Annotated in this window: 19 protein-coding genes; 3 read left to right on the top strand and 16 right to left on the bottom strand. The window is 73.5% G+C overall.

Translation table 11 applies throughout. The annotated features are described in order from the left end of the window. The first annotated feature begins 22 nt into the window (after positions 1-22). Both OG338_RS24295 and OG338_RS24290 read left to right on the top strand, forming a co-directional pair. Complete coding sequence (locus OG338_RS24295; RefSeq protein WP_405939335.1) at positions 23-850, top strand: GNAT family N-acetyltransferase; 828 nt, start codon at positions 23-25, stop codon at positions 848-850. After that, positions 843-1,274, top strand: a complete 432-nt coding sequence (locus OG338_RS24290) for a hypothetical protein (RefSeq protein ID WP_405939334.1) — start codon at positions 843-845, stop codon at positions 1,272-1,274. Before OG338_RS24295 ends, OG338_RS24290 begins: the two co-directional genes overlap by 8 nt. Here OG338_RS24290 and OG338_RS24285 read toward each other — a convergent pair. Then, on the bottom strand, positions 1,261-3,555 hold the full coding sequence (locus OG338_RS24285) for a bifunctional salicylyl-CoA 5-hydroxylase/oxidoreductase (protein ID WP_405939333.1): 2,295 nt from the start codon (positions 3,553-3,555) through the stop codon (positions 1,261-1,263). The two genes, OG338_RS24290 and OG338_RS24285, sit on opposite strands and share 14 nt — an antisense overlap. Further along, positions 3,552-4,379, bottom strand: a complete 828-nt coding sequence (locus OG338_RS24280) for an enoyl-CoA hydratase family protein (RefSeq protein WP_405939332.1) — start codon at positions 4,377-4,379, stop codon at positions 3,552-3,554. The genes OG338_RS24285 and OG338_RS24280 overlap by 4 nt, the downstream gene beginning before the upstream one ends. 239 nt (positions 4,380-4,618) lie before the next feature. Between OG338_RS24280 and OG338_RS24275 the strand changes: the two genes are divergently transcribed. Beyond that, positions 4,619-5,038: an ATP-binding protein gene (locus OG338_RS24275; protein ID WP_405939331.1), complete on the top strand. Its 420-nt coding sequence runs from the start codon at positions 4,619-4,621 to the stop codon at positions 5,036-5,038. 77 nt (positions 5,039-5,115) lie between these two features. On the opposite strand, the gene argF is transcribed toward OG338_RS24275, so the two are convergent. The 14 genes from argF to OG338_RS24205 form a co-directional block, all read right to left on the bottom strand. Next, positions 5,116-6,120, bottom strand: coding sequence for an ornithine carbamoyltransferase (gene argF / locus OG338_RS24270; protein WP_405939330.1), 1,005 nt, complete (start codon positions 6,118-6,120; stop codon positions 5,116-5,118). A gap of 116 nt (positions 6,121-6,236) precedes the next feature. Beyond that, entirely contained in the window at positions 6,237-7,469 is a 1,233-nt protein-coding gene (locus OG338_RS24265; protein WP_405939329.1) for an arginine deiminase, read from the bottom strand. A gap of 78 nt (positions 7,470-7,547) precedes the next feature. Continuing rightward, complete coding sequence (locus OG338_RS24260; RefSeq protein WP_405939328.1) at positions 7,548-10,112, bottom strand: polynucleotide kinase-phosphatase; 2,565 nt, start codon at positions 10,110-10,112, stop codon at positions 7,548-7,550. Further along, the gene (locus OG338_RS24255) at positions 10,109-11,590 is read right to left on the bottom strand and encodes a 3' terminal RNA ribose 2'-O-methyltransferase Hen1 (protein ID WP_405939327.1); all 1,482 of its coding nucleotides are present in this window, start codon (positions 11,588-11,590) and stop codon (positions 10,109-10,111) included. Before OG338_RS24255 ends, OG338_RS24260 begins: the two co-directional genes overlap by 4 nt. A gap of 80 nt (positions 11,591-11,670) precedes the next feature. Further along, positions 11,671-12,600, bottom strand: a complete 930-nt coding sequence (gene mmuM, locus OG338_RS24250) for a homocysteine S-methyltransferase (protein WP_405939326.1) — start codon at positions 12,598-12,600, stop codon at positions 11,671-11,673. A 13-nt stretch (positions 12,601-12,613) separates the two neighbouring features. Beyond that, positions 12,614-13,537, bottom strand: a complete 924-nt coding sequence (locus tag OG338_RS24245) for an LLM class F420-dependent oxidoreductase (RefSeq protein ID WP_405939325.1) — start codon at positions 13,535-13,537, stop codon at positions 12,614-12,616. A gap of 120 nt (positions 13,538-13,657) precedes the next feature. Next, positions 13,658-14,194 (bottom strand): DUF6099 family protein, encoded by a 537-nt coding sequence (locus OG338_RS24240; RefSeq protein ID WP_405939324.1) that lies wholly within the window; start codon positions 14,192-14,194, stop codon positions 13,658-13,660. 146 nt (positions 14,195-14,340) lie between these two features. Next, the gene (locus OG338_RS24235) at positions 14,341-14,700 is read right to left on the bottom strand and encodes a nucleotide pyrophosphohydrolase (protein ID WP_405939323.1); all 360 of its coding nucleotides are present in this window, start codon (positions 14,698-14,700) and stop codon (positions 14,341-14,343) included. 8 nt (positions 14,701-14,708) lie between these two features. Then, positions 14,709-15,107, bottom strand: coding sequence for a cell division protein SepF (locus tag OG338_RS24230; protein WP_405939322.1), 399 nt, complete (start codon positions 15,105-15,107; stop codon positions 14,709-14,711). Between the two features lie 104 nt (positions 15,108-15,211). Then, positions 15,212-16,483, bottom strand: a complete 1,272-nt coding sequence (locus OG338_RS24225; RefSeq protein ID WP_405939321.1) for a cytochrome P450 — start codon at positions 16,481-16,483, stop codon at positions 15,212-15,214. Next, on the bottom strand, positions 16,480-17,094 hold the full coding sequence (locus OG338_RS24220) for a GTP-binding protein (RefSeq protein WP_405939320.1): 615 nt from the start codon (positions 17,092-17,094) through the stop codon (positions 16,480-16,482). Before OG338_RS24220 ends, OG338_RS24225 begins: the two co-directional genes overlap by 4 nt. Then, a complete protein-coding gene (locus tag OG338_RS24215; RefSeq protein ID WP_018105822.1) occupies positions 17,072-17,425 on the bottom strand; it encodes a DUF742 domain-containing protein in 354 nt (117 codons plus the stop codon). The genes OG338_RS24220 and OG338_RS24215 overlap by 23 nt, the downstream gene beginning before the upstream one ends. Continuing rightward, positions 17,422-17,847 (bottom strand): roadblock/LC7 domain-containing protein, encoded by a 426-nt coding sequence (locus OG338_RS24210; RefSeq protein WP_405939319.1) that lies wholly within the window; start codon positions 17,845-17,847, stop codon positions 17,422-17,424. Before OG338_RS24210 ends, OG338_RS24215 begins: the two co-directional genes overlap by 4 nt. Next, positions 17,844-19,193, bottom strand: coding sequence for an ATP-binding protein (locus tag OG338_RS24205; protein WP_405939318.1), 1,350 nt, complete (start codon positions 19,191-19,193; stop codon positions 17,844-17,846). Before OG338_RS24205 ends, OG338_RS24210 begins: the two co-directional genes overlap by 4 nt. Positions 19,194-19,208 lie beyond the last annotated feature (15 nt).

The raw sequence follows: 19,208 nt of genomic DNA, 5'->3' as shown, positions 1-19,208 counted from the left end.
GGGCGCGGCAGAATGCGGGTCCATGAGCTGGACCTTCACCGATGCCCCCGGAGTCTTCCTCGACGCGGCCGGCGCCTGGCTGGCCGCCCGCCCGGCCGAGCACACCGTGCCGCTCACCGTCACCGCCGCCCTGCGCGGGCGCGTCCCCGGTGCCGACGGCGCACCGGCCCCGGTGCTGGGCTGGTGGCGCGGGCCGGACGGGGAGGTGGCGGGCACCCTGGTGCAGACCCCGCCCAGGCCGCCGCTCCTCGACGGGCTCGGCCCCGACGCGGTCGCCGCGCTGCTGGCCGCCCGCCCGCTGACCTCGGCCAACGCGGACCGGGCGACGGCCCTCGCGGTGGCCGCGCACTGGCCGGGGCACCGGGTGGACGAGGAGCGCCGGCTTTACCGGCTGGACGGGCTGGTCCCGCCGTGCCCGGCGCCCCCGGGCCGGGCGAGGTCCGCGCGCCCCGGCGACCGGGCGCTCCTGGTGCGCTGGCACCGGGGCTTCGCGGCCGATCCGGGGCGCCCGGACACGGGGGCGGAGGCTGCGGCGGACCGGCGGCTGAGCGGGGACGGGCTGACGCTCTGGGAGGACGGCGGCGCCCCGGTCTCGATGGCGGTGGTCTCGCCGCGCGTCGCCGGAGCGGTCCGCGTCGTCGCGGTCTACACCCCGCCGGAACACCGGGGCCGGGGCCACGCCGCCGCCGTCACCGCGCAGGTCGCCCGGACCGCGCTGGACGGGGGCGCGGAGCACGTCCTGCTGTTCGCGGACCCGGCGAACCCGACGAGCAACGGCGTGTACCGGCGCATCGGCTTCCGGCCGGTCGCGGACCGGCTGGTGGTCGGCGCGGAGCCGGACCATGGCTGAGGCGCCCGAGCCGCGCTGGCTGGTCGCGGCGAACGTCGTGCGGTGGCGGCGGTACGGGGAGCTGGGCCAGGAGTTCCGCTCCGGCACCAAGGCGTTCCGGGCGGGCGCGAAGGTCTATGTGGTCGACACCTACCCCGGCATGGGCAACGAGCAGCTGACGGCGATCGGCCACGGCCGCCACACCGGTCACTGGATCACCATCGACACCGGTACCCGCCACCTGCACACCTTCCGGGCGCAGTTGGTGTACTCCCCCGCCGTGCTCCGGCGCTGCGAGGACCGGCTCGTGTGGTCGAGGGAGGAGGCGGTGGAGTGGGCGGAGTTCCTGGAGCGGATCGCGCGCCTGGGCCGGAACACCCACCACGCGGCCCCGCATCCGGACCCGTGCCTGTGCCACGAGTGCCTGCCGGTCACCCCAGACTGAGGCGCGGCTTCGGGGCGTCGGTGCGGCCGGTCGGCGGGGTGCGGCTGCCCGCGCGGTACGGGAGGGGCCAGGGGGCGCCCGGGCCGGTGTAGCCCTGCTCGGCGGCCGCGTGGAGCGTCCAGTGCGGGTCGTAGAGGTGGGGGCGGGCCAGGGCGCAGAGGTCGGCGCGGCCCGCGAGGAGCAGCGAGTTGACGTCGTCCCAGGAGGAGATCGCGCCGACCGCGATCACCGGCACGCACAGGGTGTTCCGGATGCGGTCCGCGTACGGCGTCTGGTAGGACCGCCCGTACTCGGGCCGCTCGCCGGGCACCACTTGGCCGGTGGAGACGTCGATGGCGTCGGCGCCGTGCGCGACGAACGCGCGGGCGATCTCCACGGCGTCCTCGGCGGTGGTGCCGCCCTCCGCCCAGTCGGTGGCGGAGATCCGGACGGTCATCGGCCGGTCGTCGGGCCACAGTTCGCGGACCGCGTCGAAGACCTCCAGCGGGAAGCGGAGGCGGTGGGCGAGCGGTCCGCCGTAGGCGTCGGTGCGCCGGTTGGTGAGCGGGGAGAGGAAGCCGGAGAGCAGATAGCCGTGCGCGCAGTGCAGTTCGAGGAGGTCGAACCCGCAGGCGTCGGCGCGCCGGGCGGCGGCGGCGAACTGCTCGCGGACCTCGTCGAGACCGGCCCGGTCCAGGGCGTGCGGGACCTGGTTGACGCCGGGCGCGTACGGCAGCGGCGAAGCGGCGGTCACCGGCCAGTTGCCGTGGTCCAGGGGCTGGTCGATGCCCTCCCACATGAGCTTGGTGGAGCCCTTGCGGCCGGAGTGGCCGAGCTGGACGCCGATCGCGGTGCCGGGGGACGCGGTGTGCACGAAGTCGGTGACCCGGGTCCAGGCGGCTGCCTGTTCGTCGGTGTAGAGGCCGGTGCAGCCGGGGGTGATGCGGCCCTCGGGGCTGACGCAGACCATCTCCGTCATGACGAGCCCGGCGCCGCCGAGCGCCCTGGCGCCGAGGTGGACGAGGTGGAAGTCGCCGGGGACGCCGTCACCGGCCGAGTACATGTCCATCGGCGAGACGACGACGCGGTTGCGCAGCTCCAGGCCGCGCAGCCGCAGCGGGGTGAACATCGGCGGGGTGCCCGGCGGGCAGCCGAACTCCTCCTCCACCCCGGCGGTGAACGCCGGATCGCGCAGCCGGAGGTTGTCGTGGGTGACGCGGCGGCTGCGGGTCAGGAGGTTGAACGCGAACTGCCGGGGCGGCTGGTCCACGTGACGGCCCAGCTCCTCGAACCAGCGCAGGCTGGCCGCCGCCGCGCGCTGCGTCGACTCCACGACGGGCCGCCGCTCGCTCTCGTACGCGGCGAGCGCTGCGGGCAGCGAGGGCTGTTCCTCGACGCAGGCGGCGAGCGCGAGGGCGTCCTCCACGGCGAGCTTGGTGCCGGAGCCGATGGAGAAGTGCGCGGTGTGCGCGGCGTCCCCGATGAGGACGGTGTTCCCGTGCGACCAGTGGTCGTTGACGACGGTACGGAAGGTGAGCCAGGCGGAGTTGTTGGAGCGCAGCGGGCGGTGGCCGAGCGCGTTCGCGAAGATCTTGGCGCACTGGCCGACCGACTCGGCCGGGTCGGGTACGTCGAAGCCGGCCGCCCGCCAGACCTCCTCGCGCATCTCCACGATGACGGTGGAGGAGCCGCCGCCTTCCGGCGGCCGTGCGAACGGGTAGGCGTGCAGCTGCATCACGCCGTACGCGGTCTCCGCGATCTCGAAGCGGAAGGCGTCCAGGGCGAAGTCGGCGGCGAGCCAGATGTAGCGGCAGCGGTGTCCGGTGATCCGGGGCCGGAAGCTGTCCGCGTGGGCGTCGCGGGTGGCGCTGTGCACACCGTCGGCGGCGATGACCAGGTCGTGCGTGGCGGCGAGTTCGGCGGCGGGCGGGGCCTGCGTACGGAAGCGGAGGTCGACGCCGAGTCCGGCGCAGCGCTCGTGCAGGATCTCCAGGAGCCGGCGGCGGCCGAGCGCGGCGAAGCCGTGGCCGCCGGAGGTCTGGGTGTGGCCCCGGTGCACGATGTCGATGTCGTCCCAGCGGACGAACTCGCGCTGGAGGGCGCGGTGCACGACCGGGTCGGCGTGTTCGATGCCGCCCAGGGTCTCGTCGGAGAGGACGACGCCGAAGCCGAAGGTGTCGTCGGGGGCGTTGCGCTCCCAGAGGGTGATGGCGCGGTCCGGGCCGAGGCGTTTGAGCAGCGCCGCCGCGTAGAGCCCGCCGGGGCCGCCGCCGATGACCGCGATCCGCTGCGGGCCGGTCATTTGCCCCGCCAGGCGGGCGGCCGCTTCCCGGTGAACGCGGCGTGGAATTCGGCGTAGTCCTCGCCGTGCATCAGGAGGGCCTGGGTAGCGGCGTCCATCTCGACGGCGGCGGCCAGCGGCATGTCCAGCTCGGCAGTGAGCAGCGCCTTGGTCTGGGCGAGGGCGAGCGCGGGGCCGTCCGCGAGGCGGCGGGCGAGCGCGGCGGCGGTCTGGTCGGCGTCGCCCTCGTCGGTGAGCTCGCTGATCAGGCCGATCCGCTCCGCCTCGGGGGCGCGGACCGGTTCGCCGAGCATCAGGAGCCGGGTGGCGTGGCCGAGGCCGACGACCCGGGGCAGCAGATAGGCCGCGCCCATGTCACCGCCGGAGAGCCCGACCCGGGTGAAGAGGAAGGCGAACCGGGCGGTGGGGTCGGCGACGCGGAAGTCGGCGGCGAGGGCGAGGACGGCGCCGGCCCCGGCGGCCACCCCGTGCACCGAGGCGACGACGGGGAAGGGGCACTCGCGGACCGCGCGGACGACCTGGCCGGTCATCCGGTTGAAGTCCAGGAGCTGGGCGGTGTCCATCGCGAGGGTGGCGCCGATGATCTCGTCCACGTCGCCGCCGGAGCAGAAGCCGCGCCCCTCGCCGGCCAGCACCAGGGCCCGCACGGAGCGCTCCCGGGCCAGCTCGGCCAGCAAGTCACGGAGGTCGGCGTAGGCGCCGAAGGTCAGGGCGTTGAGCTTGTCGGGCCGGGCGAGGGTGACGGTGGCGACGCCGTCCTCGACGGTGACCCGCAGATGGCGCCAGTGCTGCGTACGCGGTGCGGAGCCGGTGAACGGGCTCATGGCGGGGTATCCCCTTCGGCCGTCGCTGCTGCTGACCCCGAATTTATCACCGTTACGTGACTGCCGTCACGAGTACGCGATACATCGGCGCGTGCCCGGTCCCGTGACGAATGTCCCCAAGCTCCCGGACGGCAGACTCTTGTCCGCGTCGCGCCGCTTCGTAAGGTTGGACCCGACACGTCTTGAGCGCGGAACCGTCTGAGCCCAGGACCCCCGCCGCTCCCCCGAACGGAAACCTCGTGCCCCCCGACGGACCGCCACCCCCCTCCTGGCGCATCTCCCTGCCGCACGACGCGGCCGCCGTGCCGATCGCCCGCGCGCTGATCCGGTCGGTGCTGACGGACATCGACGCGCCCGCCGACAGCGACACCGCCGAACTGCTGACCGCCGAGCTGGTCGCGAACGCGGTGGAGCACACCCCGGGCGACGACCCCATAGAGCTGGTGGTCGAGCTGCTTCCGGCCGGCTGCCAGGTGGAGGTGCACGACGGCGACCCGGCGCCGCCCGGCGATCTGTCCCGCCCGGAGCCCGACGACGTACCGGACCCGTGGCAGGAGCACGGCCGGGGGCTGCTGCTGATCCGCACGCTCAGCTCGTCCTGCGGCCACCGCCCGACCGAACGCGGCAAGGCGGTCTGGTTCCGGCTGCCGCCGCTCTAGGCGGGCAGGCCGATCACGCCGCCGTCGGCCGGTACGGCGGAGAGCGCGGCGGGCAGCTGACGGCCGCGGCCGCCGGGCTACCGGCCGGCCATCGTCGCCACGAGGACGGCCTTGATCGTGTGCATGCGGTTCTCGGCCTCGTCGAAGACGACGGAGTGCTCGGACTCGAACACCTCGTCGCTGACCTCCAGCTCGCTCAGCCCGTGCCGCTCGTGGATCTCGCGCGCCACCCCGGTGCCGAGGTCGTGGTACGCGGGCAGGCAGTGCAGGAACTTCACCCCGGCGTTCCCGGTCGCCCGCAGGACGTCCATCGTGACGGCGTACGGCATGAGGGCGGCGATGCGGGCGTCCCAGACCTCCTTGGGCTCGCCCATCGAGACCCAGACGTCGGTGGCGACGAAGTCCGCGCCGCGCACCCCCTCGGCCACGTCCTCGGTGAGCGTGACCCGCGCGCCGGACTTCCCGGCGAGCGCGCGGGCCTCGGCGACGACCGTCTCGGCCGGCCAGTACGCCCTGGGCGCGACGATGCGCACGTCCATGCCGAGCAGGGCGCCGGTGACCAGGTAGGAGTTGCCCATGTTGAAGCGGGCGTCGCCGAGGTAGGCGAACGCGATCTCCTCCAGCGGCCTGTCGCTGTGCTCGGTCATCGTCAGCACGTCGGCGAGCATCTGGGTGGGGTGCCAGTCGTCGGTCAGCCCGTTGAAGACCGGCACCCCGGCGTACGCGGCCAGCTCCTCGACGGCCGCCTGGCTGTCGCCCCGGTACTCGATCCCGTCGAACATCCGGCCGAGGACGCGCGCGGTGTCCTTGACCGACTCCTTGTGCCCCATCTGGGAGCCGGAGGGGTCGAGATACGTGGTCGACGCGCCCTGGTCGGCGGCGGCCACCTCGAACGCGCACCGGGTGCGGGTCGACGTCTTCTCGAAGATCAGCGCGATGTTCCGGCCGCGCAGCCGCCGCGCCTCCGTGCCCGACTTCTTGGCAGCCTTGAGCTCGGCGGCCAGCTCGATCAGGCCGCGGAACTCCGCGCCCGTGAAGTCCAGCTCCTTGAGGAAGTGGCGGCCTGCGAGGTCTATGGCCATGGTGACTGCTCCTGGGTCGGACGGGGGGACGCATACCGTAACGCTGGAACCCTATACGACGCAATGCATCGCTATACAGGCCCGTCTCGCGGTACGGATGCCCCGCCGCCGCCCCGTCACACCGGGTCCCGCACCACCGGGCAGCTCATGCAGCGCGGACCGCCCCGGCCCCGGCCCAGCTCGCTGCCCCGGATCTCGATGACCTCGATGCCCTGGCGGCGCAGATGCGTGTTGGTGGTGGCGTTGCGCTCGTACGCGACGACGACGCCGGGTTCGACGGCGAGCACGTTGCAGCCGTCGTCCCACTGCTCGCGCTCGGCCGCGTGCACGTCCTGGGTCGCGGTGAGCACCCGGATCGAGCCGAGCCCGAGCGCTTCGGCGATGGCGGTGTGCATCTGCTCGGGCGGATGGTCGGTGACCTTGAGGTCGCGCGGGCCGTCGCCGGGCTCGATGGTGTACGAGCGGAGCATGCCGAGGCCCGCGTACTTGGTGAAGGTGTCCCCGTCGACCATGGTCATCACGGTGTCCAGGTGCATGAAGGCCCGGCTCTTGGGCATGTCCAGCGCCACGATGGTCCGGGCCGAGCCCGCGTCGAAGAGCCCCCGGGCCAGCATCTCGACGGCCTGCGGGGTGGTGCGCTCGCTCATCCCGATGAGCACGGCGCCGTTGCCGATGACGAGGACGTCACCGCCCTCGATGGTGGAAGGGTAGTCGTCCTGCCCCTCGGACCAGTGGTGGAAGGCACCCGCCTCCGGGCCGGTGAACAGCGGGTGGTGGCGGTAGATCGCCTCGAAGTGGACCGTCTCGCGCTGCCGGGCGGGCCAGCGCATGGCGTTGATGGAAACGCCGTCGTAGATCCAGGCCGAGGTGTCCCGGGTGAACAGGTGGTTGGGGAGCGGCCCGAGCAGGAAGTCGTCCAGGTCCATGACATGGAAGCGCACCGAGACCGGCTCCTTGTGCCGTTCCAGGAACTCCCGCTTGGTCATTCCGCCGACCAGCGCCCCGCACAGCTCGGCGGCGGTCAACTCCTCGAAGGCGGCGCGCAGATGCTCGGTGGCGAGCGGGCCGTACTCCTTCTCGGCGAAGACCCGGTCCAGCACGAGGCGCCGGGCGACCGGGATCTCCAGCGCCTCGCGGAGCAGATCGCCGAACAGGTGCACCTCGACGCCCCGGTCGCGCAGCACGTCCGCGAAGCCGTCGTGCTCCTGGCGGGCCCGGCGCACCCAGAGCACGTCGTCGAACAGGAGCGCGTCCTTGTTGCTCGGCGTGAGCCGTTTCAGTTCCAGATCGGGGCGGTGCAGGATGACGCGGCGCAGCCGCCCGGCCTCGGAGTCGACATGGAATCCCATGCCCACATCCTCACCGCGCGGCGCGCCGTTCACCCGGCGAATCGCCAGCCTGTTCCGCCGGCCCAGCCCGACGCGTCCTCAGAGCCGGGGGTCCACCGGCTCTGACTCCAACGCCAGGACGGCGAACACCGCTTCGTGGACCCGCCACAGCGGCTCCCCGTCCGCGAGCCGGTCCAGGGCCTCCAGACCGAGGGCGTATTCGCGCAGGGCCAGCGAGCGCTTGTGGCCGAGGAAGCGGCCGCGCAGCCGGTCCAGGTTGTCCGGGCGGGTGTACTCGGGGCCGTAGATGATCCGCAGGTACTCCCGGCCGCGCACCTTGATGCCGGGCTGCACCAGACGGCCCTTGGCATCCCGGACGAGCGCGCCGAGCGGCTTGACGACCATGCCCTCACCGCCCCGGCCGGTCATCTCCAGCCACCAGTCGGTACCCGCGCGGACGGACGCATCGTCGGCGGTGTCCACGACGAGCCGCCGGGTGACCTGGAGCAGCCCGGTGGGGTCGTGCTCGACCAGCCGGTCCAGCCAGGCCAGCTGCTCGTCATGCGGTACGGAGGCGAGGGAGCGGCCCTGTACGGCGAGGATCTGGAACGGCGCGAGGCGCACGCCGTCCAGCCCGTCGGTGTCCCAGCAGTAGCGCCGGTACGCCGCCGTGAACGCCGCCGCGTCGCCGGCCCGCGCCCGCTGCCGGTCCGCGAGCGGGCCCACGTCGACGCCGCGCGCGGCGGCCGCCGCGAGGGCCCCGGTGGCGGCGGGGAACACCGCGCCGGACGCGGCGCCCACGGCCGCGTACTGCGAGCGAAGCAGGCCGCGCGCCTTCAGGGACCAGGGCATCAGCTCGGCATCGAGCAGCACCCAGTCGGTGCCCCACTCCTCCCACAGCCCGGCCGCGGTCACGGCCGCGCGCAGCCGCCCGAGGACCGTCTCGGTGAGCGCGGAGTCGTCCAGGAACGGGCGGCCGGTGCGGGTGTACAGCGCGCCGGCGGGCCCGCCGTCCGCGGTGCCGAAGCACTCCCGGGCGGCGGTGGCGTCCTTGCAGACCAGGGCCACGGCGCGGGAGCCCATGTGCTTCTCCTCGCACACGACCTTCGCCACACCGGCCGCCCGGTACTCGCCGAACGCCTCGGCCGGGTGCTCCAGGTAGCCGTCCTCGCGGGAGGTGGCGGTGGGGGCCATGGTCGGCGGCAGGTAGGGCAGCAGCCGGGGGTCGACCGCGAACCGGCTCATGACCTCCAGGGCGGCGGCCGCGTTCTCCTCGCGAACGGCGAGGCGGCCCATGTGCCGGGTCTCCACGATCCGGCGGCCCTGCACGTCGTCCAGGTCCAGCGGCCTGCCCTCCCGGCCGCCGGGCGCCTCCGTCTCCAGCGGCTTCACGGGCTCGTACCAGACCCGCTCCGCCGGTACGTCGACGAGCTCGCGCTCCGGCCAGCGCAGCGCGGTCATCTTCCCGCCGAAGACGGCACCGGTGTCCAGGCAGATGGTGTTGTTGATCCACGAGGTGTTGGGCACGGGCGTGTGGCCGTAGACCACGGCGGCGCTGCCCCGGTAGTCCTCGGCCCACGGGTAGCGCACGGGCAGCCCGAACTCGTCGGTCTCGCCGGTGGTCTCCCCGTACAGCGCGTGCGAGCGGACCCGGCCGGAGGTGCGGCCGTGGTACTTCTCGGGCAGCCCGGCGTGGCAGACGACGAGCCGGCCGCCGTCCAGCACGTAGTGGCTGACGAGCCCGTCGATGAACGCGCCGACCTGCTTGCGGAAGTCCGGGTCCTCGGCGTCCTCCCGCTCCAGCTGCTCGACGGTCTCGGCGAGGCCGTGGGTGAGCTGGACCTTGCGGCCCTTGAGGTGACGGCCGAGCTTGTTCTCGTGGTTGCCGGGGACGCACAGCGCGTTGCCGTCGGCCACCATCGACATCACGCGGCGCAGGACGCCGGGGCTGTCGGGGCCGCGGTCGACCAGGTCGCCGACGAAGACCGCGGTGCGGCCCTCGGGGTGGGCGCCGTCCACGTAACCCAGCTTGCCGAGGAGGGTGTCCAGCTCGGAGCGGCAGCCGTGGATGTCGCCGATGATGTCGAACGGTCCGGTGAGGTGGCGCAGGTCGTTGTAGCGGCGCTCCAGCACGACTTCGGCCTGCTCGGCCTCGTCCTCGGAGCGCAGGATGTGCACCTTGCGGAAGCCCTCGCGCTCCAGGCCGCGCAGGGAGCGGCGCAGCTCGCGGCGGTGGCGCTGGATGACGTGGCGGGGCATGTCGGCGCGGTCCGGGCGGGCCGCGTTGCGGGCGAGGCAGACCTCTTCGGGCAGGTCGAGCACGATGGCGATGGGCAGCACGTCGTGCTCCCGGGCCACCCGGACGAGCTGGCGGCGGGCCTCCGGCTGCACGTTCGTGGCGTCCACGACGGTCAGCCGGCCGGCGGCGAGGCGCTTGCCCGCGATGTAGTGCAGGACGTCGAAGGCGTCCTTGCTGGCGCTCTGGTCGTTCTCGTCGTCGGCGACGAGGCCCCGGCAGAAGTCCGAGGAGATGACCTCGGTCGGCTTGAAGTGCCGCCGCGCGAAGGTGGACTTGCCGGAGCCGCTGGCGCCGATGAGCACGACGAGGGAGAGGTCGGTGACGGGGAGGGTGCGCGGGGCACGCTCGTTGTCGTTGGTGGTCATGCGGCTTTCGCCTCCTTCTGGGTCTCGTCGGTGGTGGCGGTGCCCGTCGTGAACACAGCCATCTGGGTGGGCGGGCCGACCTCGGGGTCGTCCGGGCCGATGGGCACGTGGGCGACGCCGTACCCGTGCCGTGCGGCCACCGCATCGGCCCAGGACCGGAATTCGGCCCGGGTCCACTCGAAGCGGTGGTCGCCGTGGCGGGTGTGGCCGGCCGGAAGGGTCTCCCAGCGGACGTTGTACTCGACGTTGGGCGTGGTCACGAGGACCGTGCGGGGGCGCGCGGAGCCGAACACGGCGAACTCCAGGGCGGGCAGCCGCTCCGGGTCCAGGTGCTCGATGACCTCGCTGAGCACCGCCGCGTCGTAGCCCTTGAGCCGCTTGTCGGTGTACGTCAGGGAGCCCTGGCGCAGTGTCACGCGGGCGGCCTGCCGCTCGCCCATCCGGTCCAGCTTCAGCCGGCGCGAGGCGATGGTCAGGGCGCGCATGGACACATCGAGGCCGACGATCTCCGTGAAGCGCGGGTCCTTCAGCAGCGCCTGCACCAACTGCCCCTGTCCGCAGCCCAGGTCGAGCACCCGGCCGGCTCCGGCGGCGGTGAGCGCGGCCAGGATCGCGTCCCGGCGGTGCACGGCGAGCGGCACCGGCCGCTCCTCGGTGTCGGAGCGCTCGTCCACCGCGTTGTCGACGCTCTCGACGTCGAGGTCGTCCGCCTCCGCGAGCCGCACCAGCTCCAGCCGCTCCATGGCCTGCCGGGTGAGCCCCCAGCGCCGCGCCAGGTACCGGCTGGTGATGAGCTTGTGCTCGGGGTGCTCCGCCAGCCACCCCTCGCCCGCGCGCAGCAGCTTGTCCACCTCGTCGGGCGCCACCCAGTAGTGCTTGGCGTCGTCGAGGACCGGCAGCAGCACGTACAGCTGGCGCAGCGCGTCGGCGAGCCGCAGCTCGCCTTCGAGCACCAGCCGTACGTACCGCGAGTCGCCCCACTCCGGGAACGTCTCGTCCAGCGGTACGGGCTCCGCCGCCACCCGCGTCCATCCGAGCGGACCGAAGAGCTTGCGCACCAGCTCGGCACCACCACGGGCCGGCAGGGCGGGCACTTCGATCCGCAGCTCCATGGGGGCCGCCGCCCGCTCGGGCATCGCCTTGCAGGCGCCGCTCAGCGCGGACTTGAAGACGGTGCTCATCGCGACGGACAGCAGCGAGGATGCCGCGTAGGGGCGGTCGTTGACGTACTGCGCGAGCGCGGCGTCGGGCGCCCCGCCCCGGCCCTTGCCCTTCCCCTTGCGCACCAGCGCGATGGGATCGACCTCCAGCAGCAGGGCCGCCGTGCACCGCTCCGCGGACGCCTCGGGATAGAAGACGTGCGCGGTGCCGTGGGAGGTGGAGAACGCCTGCGCCCGCTCGGGATGCTTGTGCAGCAGAAACCCGAGGTCGGTGGCAGGGCGTTCCGGGGAGCCGGTGGTACTGATCGTCAAGAACACACGTTTGAGTATGATCCGCCCACCCTTCCCCCACCAGGCAATTTCCCGGGGCCCTCCCCTGCCCCGCCCCGCCGCTGGAGTCACCCGGCCTCCCGGCCGCCTCCCGCCGCCACCAGCCCCGCGATCTCCGCGATCTCCGCCGGCCCCACCCGGCAGCAGCCGCCGACCAGCCGGGCACCGGCCCGCTGCCACGCCTCCACCCGACCGGGGCCGAACGTAGCACCCCCGCCCCACGTCCCCGACGCCGCGTCCCAGTCCTCGCCGCTGTTCGGGTAGACCACGGCCGGCTTGCCCGTCGCCTCCACCGCCGTCCGGGCGGCGGCCTCCGTGTCGGCGGGGGTGCAGCAGTTGACGCCTACCGCGATCACCTCGTCGTGCGCCCGGGCCAGGGCGAACGCCTCGTCCAGGGGCTGTCCGGCCCGGGTCCGGTCCCCGGACACGGTGTAGGAGAGCCAGACCGGCAGCCCGCAGTCCCCCGCCACCCGCAGCAGCGCCCGCGCCTCGTCCATGTCCGGCACCGTCTCCAGGGCCAGCGCGTCGGGCCCGGCGGCGGCCAGCGCCTCGACGCGGGGGCGGTGGAAGCGCTCCAGCTCACGGACGGTGAGTCCGTAGCGGCCCCGGTACTCCGCGCCGTCCGCCGTCACCGCCCCGTAAGGGCCGACCGAGGCCGCGACCCAGACGTCCCGGTCCACCGTGCCGGCCGCCCGGCGGGCCAGCTCCACGCTGCGGGCGAAGAGCCGGTCCGCCTCGTCCCGCCCGATGCCGCGCCGCCCGAGCCCCTCGTAGCTCGCCTGGTAACTGGCCGTGATGAGCACCTGGGCCCCCGCCCGCACGTACGCCGTGTGGGCGGCCTCGATCTGCCCGGGTCCGTCGGCGAGCAGCCGGGCGGACCACAGCTCGTCGGACAGATCGCAGCCCTGCGCCTCCAGCTGGTTGGACAGCCCGCCGTCGAGAACGACCGTGCCCTCGGCCAGCGCGGCGGCCAGCGGACGGGCGGGCCCCGGTGTCATCGCGTCCCCGCTCTCAGCCCAGCTGGGACTGGACCTGGGACGCGATCAGGTCCAGGTGGTCCAGGTCGTCCAGGTCGAGGACCTGGAGGTAGATCCGCGACGCCCCGATCGCCGCGTACCGCCCGATCTTGTCGACCACCTCGGCGGGCGACCCCGCGAGCCCGTTGGCCTTCAGCTCGGCCACGTCCCGGCCGATGACGGCGGCCCGGCGCGCCACCTCCGCGTCGTCCCGGCCGACGCAGACGACCAGCGCGTTGGAGTACACCAGGTCGCCGGGGGTGCGGCCCGCCGCCTCGGCCGCCTCCCGGACCCGGCCGAACTGCTGCTCGCTGTCCTCCAGCGAGGCGAACGGGATGTTGAACTCGTCCGCGTACTGGGCGGCGAGGCGCGGGGTGCGCTTCGCGCCGTGCCCGCCGATCAGCACCGGGATCTTGGTCTGCGCCGGCTTGGGCAGCGCCGGTGAGTCCGTCAGCTGGTAGTACGTGCCGTCATAGCTGAACGTCTTGCCGACCTCGGTCGCCCACAGCCCCGTGACGATCGCGAGCTGCTCCTCAAGCCGGCCGAACTTCTCCTTCGGGAACGGGATGCCGTACGCCTTGTGCTCCTCCTCGAACCAGCCCGCTCCCAGGCCCAGTTCGACCCGGCCGCCGGACATCTGGTCGACCTGCGCGACCTGGATCGCGAGGACACCGGGGAGCCGGAAGGTGCCCGCCGTCATCAGCGTGCCCAGGCGGATGCGCTTGGTCTCGCGGGCCAGTCCGGCCAGGGTGATCCAGGCGTCCGTCGGGCCGGGCAGGCCGTCGCCCTGGCCCATGCGCAGATAGTGGTCGGACCGGTAGAAGGCGTCGAAGCCGAGGTCCTCGGTGGCCTTGGCGACGGTGAGGAGGGTGTCGTAGCTCGCGCCCTGCTGGGGCTCGGTGAAGATGCGAAGATCCATGCCTCCATCCTGCACCCGCGCGCGCCGCCCGCCCTTATCCGGGACACCGGCCGCTCGGCGTCGCGGCCTCGGAGGGCGTACCGGAAGGCGCATCGGAGTGCGTACCGGTCTACGTACCGCTCACTGGATACCGGTCACCGGGCCCACCGACGCGCGCAGTATCCCGTGCGGGCCGTCCCGCTCCCGGCCGCGCTCCAGGTCCTCCCGCTGTTCGCGCTCCCGTTCGTCGAGGAGACGGAGCATGGAGCGGACCCGGTCCGTGGACTCGTCGGCGGCGTCGATCGCCTCCATGCACTGCCAGTACAGGCTCTGCTCATCGGTCTCGCACGCCACCCCGACCAGCGCCATGCCGACCTCCCCGAGCAGCGCGGCGAGGCCCGTCAGGGCCGCGCGGGGATCGGCGACCTCGGTCAGCCGGGCCGCGCGGGCCACCCCGGCGCGGGCCGCCGGATGGTCGAGCGCGCCGCTGCTCCTGCCCCCGGTCTCGCTGAGGGCGCCCGCCTCGGCCCGCAGCTCCTTGGGACCGGCCGCGGCCAGCCGGCTGCCGACCGCCTGGGCCAGGGCCTGCGCCTGCCACGCCTCGGCGATGATGTCCGGCGTGCCCCGGCTCTGCGCCAGCGCCTGCCTGATGACCGCTACCAGCCGTTCCGCTTCCATCGACTGCCCCCGTTCGACGCGAAATCCCGCTCGTCGCTGCGGAAAACCCACTCACCACGTTCATTACCCACAGTGAGGGTTATCGCACCGAAACACCAGAGGAATTCGGAAATCTGTGGACACTCAATCGAATGTGGATAAGTCGATCACTCCGAAGAGTGACGATCTTGGTCGCTCGTTGATCCCGGGACCGGGAAGCGCGACTCATTCCGTTCGATCTTGGCCGCGAGCGCCGCGAGGACGTCGATCCCCAGCGCCTCGCAGAACTGGAGGAGATACGCGAGCACATCCGCGACCTCGTCCGCCACACGCGGCGCCCGCTCCGGGTCCGCCATGACCCGCGCCGACTGCTCGGGCGTCAGCCACTGGAAGATTTCCAGGAGTTCGGCGGCCTCCACGCTCAGTGCCGAGGCCAGGTTCTTCGGGGTGTGGTACTGCCCCCAGTCGCGCGCGTCCGCGAACGCGGCCAGCCGCCGCTGGAGGGTCCGTACGTCGAGTTCGGTCACCGCTCCGCCTACACCCCCGGCACCCCGGCCGCCGTGACGCCCTCGACCTCCATGCCGGCGGGCGACAGCAGGAAGACGTTGCGGTCCACCCGGTGCATGCCGCTGCCGAGCCCGAAGACGACACCGCTGGCGAAGTCCAGGATGCGCTTGGCCACATCGGCCTCCGCGCTGGTCAGGTCGAGCAGCACCGGCACCTGGGCGACCAGGTACTCCGCGACCTCGCGGGCGTCGGCGAACACCTGGACCCGCAGCACCACCATGCGCCGCTGCTCGGCGGGCTCCGGATCGTCCCGGACGGCCCGGTGGTCCACCCGGGAGGGCCACTCGTTGCGGCTGCGCAGCGGTACGACCTGGGCCAGCCCCTCCCACTGCTCGTCCGTGACGTCGTACCTGTCGTACCTGCTCACCGGACCACCCCGTCGGCACATCGGTCGGCGTTGTGCCGGTCACGCTCACTGTTCATCGGGCGATTGTCCCCTCCCTCACCCGTTCGGCCTACGAGCGACACGGCTCAGGAGTCGATTGCCGCCGCCGGAATCACGTCCGAGGGCTCCGCGACCGTGATGGCGCCGCTCGGGGCGGCGGTGTCCAGCGGGGTGAAGCGGATCGGGAGGTGGGCCAGCGCGCGGTGGAACGGGCCGGGGCGCCACAGCAGCTCGTCCGGCGGCACGGCGAGCCGCGCGTCGCACAGGAGGCTGGTGAGCTGTTCGATGGCGGTCATCGCGATGAGCAGGGCCGGCTGCTTGGCGGGGCAGCGGTGGGGCCCGGCCGACCAGGCGAGATGGGCGCTGGCCCCGGACCGGAGTCCGTCGTCGGACGCGGGCGGCGGGGACTGGGAGTTGGCGGCGGCGTAGGAGACCAGGACGAGCTGTCCGGCACTCAGCCGGACGCCGTGGAACTCGGTGTCGTGGCGCGGGTAGTGGGCCGCCAGATTGGCGATCGGCGGGTCGCGCCACAGCACCTCGTTGATCGCCTCGTGGGCGGTCATCGCGCCGCCGTGCAGCGAGCCCGCGTAGCGTTCGTCGGTGAGCATGTGGAGCGTGGCGTTGCCGATGAGGTTGGTCATCGGGTCGTTGCCGGCGCTCATCACCAGGGTGATCTGACGTACCGTCTCGTCGTTGTCGAGCCCCGCCGGGTGGGCGAGGAAGTACGAGGTCAGGTCGCGGCGCGGCCGGGCGCGCCGGTCGGCGACGAGTCGGGTGACGACGTCGACCAGATCGGCGTACGCGGCGGCGGCGTCGGCGGCCGAGTTCATCATCCCGGCGACCCCGTCCACGATGCGTTCGCCGTCCTCGGGGTCGGCGCCGAACCAGGTGACGAAGATGTGCATGGGGAGCCGGCGGGCGTACTGGGCGATGAGGTCGCCGCTGCCGGTGGCGGCGAACCGGCCGATGAGCTGGCGGGCGACGCGGGCGACCTCGGCGCGCAGGACGTGCGGTTCGATCAGCGCGAGGCTGTCGTTGATGGCCTCGCGGTAGCGGGCGTGCACCGCGCCGTCGCTGAACAGGGCGGTGGGCCGGTGTCCGAGCACGGGCAGCACCGGCGAGTCCGGCGGAATGGTCGCCTGCCAGGCGCGGGGGTCCTTGCTGAAGGTGTGGGTGTCGCGGAGCAGGTCGATGGCGGCCTGGTAGTCCGTGACCAGCAGCGCCTCGACGTCGGGGGCGATCCGCACCGGCGCGAGCGGGCCGTGCTCGCGCAGGGCGCGGTAGTGGCCCCGCGGGTCGGCCGCGAAGGCCGGGCCGAACAGCGCGAGGGGCTGCGGCGGCGGTGCGTACGTGGTCATGAGGCGTCCTCGGGCTGCGGCATGCGGGTCAGCACGTGTTCGGCGAGTGCGATCAGGGCGTCGATGCTGCCGCGCCGCTCACGCGCGTCGCACTGGATGAGCGGGGTGGTGTCGTCCAGGTCGAGGTGTTTGCGCAGGACCTCGTCGCTGTGTGCGGGGGCGTCGGGGAAACGGTTCACCGCGACGGCGTACGGCAGTCCCTGCTCCTCGACCATGTCCATCACGGCGAAGGAGTCGGCGAGCCGCCGGGTGTCCACGAGGACGAGCGCGCCGAGGGCGCCGCGCGCGATGTCCTCCCACAGCGGCAGGAACCGTTCCTGGCCGGGGGTGCCGAACATGTAGAGCACCAGGTCGTCAAGGACGGTGAGGCGGCCGAAGTCGATGGCGACCGTGGTGGTGGTCTTGTCGGGGAGTCCGGCGGTGGAGTCGACGCGGGTGCTGGACTGGGTCATCGCCTCCTCGGTGTGCAGGGTGGCGATCTCCGAGAGGGTGCGGATCAGGGTGGTCTTGCCCACGCCGAAGGGGCCCGTGACGACGAGTTTCATCAGGGTCCGGGCGGCGGCCGGCAGATAGCCGACGCCGGTCCGGTCAGGGGAGGGAGCGGAGTCCATCGAGCAGCCTCTCGACAAGCGACCTGTCGATCTGCCCGGCACTGGGTATCGGCGGTCGGGTGAGCAGTAGTCCGGTGGCCGCGAGGTCCGTGGCCAGGAAGACGGTGGCACTGACCGGCAGGTCCAGGTGGGCCGCGCACTCGACGACGGTGAGGGCACCCGGTTCCAGCAGGTCGCAGAGTCTGCGGGCCTGGGTTCCGGCGTCGTCGGGCACGGGCGCGTCGGTGCGTACGAGGACGGCGAGCCGGTCGAGGGCGGGGCCGGCGGGGCGGGACCTGCCGCCGGTGACCAGATAGGCGGGGATCAGACGGCGTGCTGGGCCGGGGGTCATGGCCGGGCGGCGGTGTCCGATTGGCGGGCGGGTGCGTGCATCGCCCGGGTAAGCGCGGTGACCTGGACCTGCATCTGGTAGGCGATGTCGCCGAGTTTGGCGCCGGGTTCGGCGAACAGGGCGAGGGTGGTGTTGCGGCCCGCCGGTACGACGATGGCGAAGCCCAGGTCCGACTCCACGACGGTCTGGGCCAGTTGCGGGGCCTCGGCGTCGGTGAAGGCGGTGGTGAAGGCGCGGGCGGCGGCGTGCAGGGTGGCGGTCATCGCGGCGACCCGTTCGCCGGAGGCCCGGTCGAGGCCGGGGGAGGCGCCTTCGACCAGGCCGTCGCCGGTGGCGACCACGGCGTGCTGGACTCCGGGCAGCTCAAGCAGCGGGGTCAGCACCCATGCGAGGTCGCCTGAGTTGGGGCTGGGGGCGCTCACTTCTCGTCGTCTCCTTGGTCGTCCTGGTGGTCGGGGGCGCCGGTGTCCGGTGCGGGGGGCCGCCCGGTGACGCTCCTGCCGTTGAGGGTGCCCTGCTGGAGGGCCGCCCAGGAAGCCCCTGCCGCCTCCGGAGTACGGGCGGGCTGGGCGGCGTCCGGCTCGGCGGCCCGGGTGGCGGGGGCCGCGGCGGGGGTGCGGCGCGGCGCCCGTCGGCGCCGGCTGGGCAGTCCGGTGGGCTCGGCGGCGTCCGGCGCGGGGGTGTCCGTGCCGGCCGGGGCGGGCTGGGCCGGGGCGGCCGTCATGGGCGCCGGGGCGAGGGCGGAGAGGTTCCGGTCCTCGTCCAGCACGGTGAGCAGGTGGGCCGGGACGCGCAGGATGGTCCGCATGCCGCCGAACGGGGACGCCTCGATGTGGCAGTCGAAGCCGTACTGGACGACGAGCCGGCCGACGACCGCGAAGCCGGTCTGCGGCGGGTCGCCGAGCTCGGTGAGCAGGACCTCGGCGGGTCCGGCGAGCAGGGCGCGGGCCCGTTCGAGGGCGTCCTCGTCCATGCCGATGCCGGCGTCGTCCACGACGAGGAACGCGCCCCGGCCGCCGCTCTGCTGGACGGTGACCTGGACGTCGGTGTCGGGGTGGGAGTACGCGGTGGCGTTGGCGAGGAGTTCGGCCAGGGCGATGGCGAGGGGTTCGGCGGCGCGGGCGGCGAGCGCGAGGCGTTCGTCGCGCAGATGGTTGGAGACCTTGATCCGCTCGTAGCCGGCGACCCGGGACTGGGCGCCGAGGACGATCTCGACCAGGGGCGAGTTCTGCCGGGCGAGTCCGGGCCAGGCGTCGCACAGGACGGCGGTGGACTGGGTGCGGCGCAGCGCGAGTTCGTTGCGGAAGTCGAGCTGGAGGATGCGCGGGTCGTCGTACTCGTGCTGGAGCTCGTGCAGCAGCTGCTGGGACTGGTTCAGGAGTGACTGGATCTTGGCGGAGGTGCCGCGCATCGCGGCGCGGGCCGCCGCGTCGACGCGGCCGCGCTCTTCGAGGACGGCGGTCCGCGCGGCCTGGACGGCCTCGGTGAGCAGGAGGGCGGCGCCGCCGTCGACCTCGGCCGCCTCGCGCAGTCCGGGGACGGTGGCGCTGGGGTGGGAGAGGGCGAGGGCGGCGGCGGGTATCCGCCTGCGCGCGAGCTGCCGGATCTCGTCCAGGAGGGCGGCGGTGCGCGCCTCGGCGGCCTTGGCCTGGCGTTCGGCGAGTTCGGCGCGGGTGACGGCCTGCTGTTCCAGGAGGCCGGTCCGGTAGGCGCGCGTGAAGCCCGCCACCGCGGCGACGACGGCGATCACTGCGACGATCCATGCCATGCCGTTACCGCGTTT

It is taken from the genome of Streptomyces sp. NBC_00726 (assembly GCF_045161735.1).
Taxonomy (GTDB): Bacteria; Actinomycetota; Actinomycetes; order Streptomycetales; family Streptomycetaceae; genus Streptomyces.
The sequence above is the reverse complement of the archived record's forward strand: the minus strand, read 5'-3'. Positions and strand labels throughout refer to the sequence as shown.